Consider the following 1,567-nt stretch of genomic DNA (forward strand, 5'->3'; position numbering starts at 1 on the left):
CGACGTGACGGCCGGGCGCGGAACGGCCCCTGGTCCGGCCGCCGTTGTCCGCTGTACGGGCGACGGTGTCGCGGGCAGGCCGGGGCCGGACACCCGCGTCGGCACCGTCCGCGCCGACGCCGAGGGCCGCCGTGCGGAAGGCACTTCGCCCCCGGGTACCTCCGGGGGCGAAGTGCCTTCCGTACGGCGGCCATCGGCGTCGGCACCGTCCGCGCCGACGCGGGTGTCCGGCCCCGGCCTGCCCGCGACACCGTCGCCCGTACAGCGGACAACGGCGGCCGGACCAGGGGCCGTTACGCGCCCGGCCGTCACGTCGAGGACGGGCACGCCCGGCTCCGGCGCCCCGGTGGCCGGTACGTCCACGGCGGGTAGGCCCGTACCCGGTGCGTCCGTACCCGGTACGTCCGTACCCGGTTCAGCTGGGCCTCGTCCGGCCGTCCGGCCGAGGCTGGGCGCTCCGGTGAGCGGGCCTGTCGGCGGTCAGGCGGGCCCGTCGTCGACCGGCTCGGCGGCGAACCCGGCGGCGCGCGGGCAGACCGGTGCCGCCCCGGGCGCCGCCACCCCCGTACAGCGTGCGTCGGCGGTCGGCGAGCCGCTGAGCGCCCCGGTCCCTCCGTCGGTACGGCCGCCCGCGCGGCCCACTCCTACGCCCGCGCCCGTGCCCGCCGTGCCCCCTGCCGCTCCCGCGTCGGCGCTGCCGCCCGTGCAGCGGCGTACCGCCGCCGACAGCGCGTGGTCGAGCGGGCCCCGACCGGCGAACGCGCACTCCGTCGCGGCGGACGTTCCCGCCGGGGGGAAGGCCGTCGGTGCGCCCTCGGTGCGGCGGCTCGCCGCCCCAGGGGCGGCCGGGAGCGGGGATGTGCCGATGCCGATGCCGATGCCGACGCCGAGCCGTCCTGTTGGTGGGTCCGGCCCGGCGGGCGAAGCGTCGGTGCGGCGACGTGTCGCCGCCGCCTCCGCGCCCTCGTCTGTTCCCGGGGCCGTTGCCGGTGGCCCCTCGGCCCCCGTGCCTCCGGCCGTCGGCGGTGCGCCACGGCCGAGCGGTCCTGTCCGGCAGCCGGACGGTCCCGGTGCGGGCGCCACCAAGGCCGTTCCGCCCGTGAGTTCGGCGCGGCCCGTGGTGGCGACCGGTCCCGGAGAGGTGCGGCGGGCGGCACGGCCCACCGCACCTGTGCCTCGGCCGGGAACGGCTCCGGCCGTTCCTCCGGTGGGTTCCACCCGGTCGGCGCCCTTGACCGGTGCCGGTTCCGCGCCCGCGCCCGCTCCCGGCGCCGTCCCCGGCAGGCCGGTGCGGCCCACGGCGGTGAACGACGTCGCCACGCGGGGCCGTTCGGCCGACACACCGCAGGTGCAGCGGTCGTCCCTGGCCCGCACCTCGCCGCAGCCGCAGCCGCAGCCGCAGCCGCAGCCGCAGCCCCGGGGCACGGCCCGGACGCCCGCCTCCGCCCTCGTCCCCGCCTCCACCTCGGCCTCTCCCGCCGCCCCGGCCGCAGCCTCCGCCTCCGCCTCCGCCCCGGCCGCCGCCTCGGTGGCCCGTACCGCCCAGGCGGCGGCCGGGGCGGAGGCG

General features: G+C 80.8%; 1 pseudogene. It reads right to left on the reverse strand.

From position 1 onward, the window contains the following. Positions 1 to 480: 480 nt before the first annotated feature. A pseudogene (locus DVH02_RS35335) lies at positions 481 to 1,567 on the reverse strand (hypothetical protein); the annotation flags it as partial.

This window comes from Streptomyces corynorhini (assembly GCF_003346515.1).
Lineage (GTDB): Bacteria > Actinomycetota > Actinomycetes > Streptomycetales > Streptomycetaceae > Streptomyces > Streptomyces corynorhini.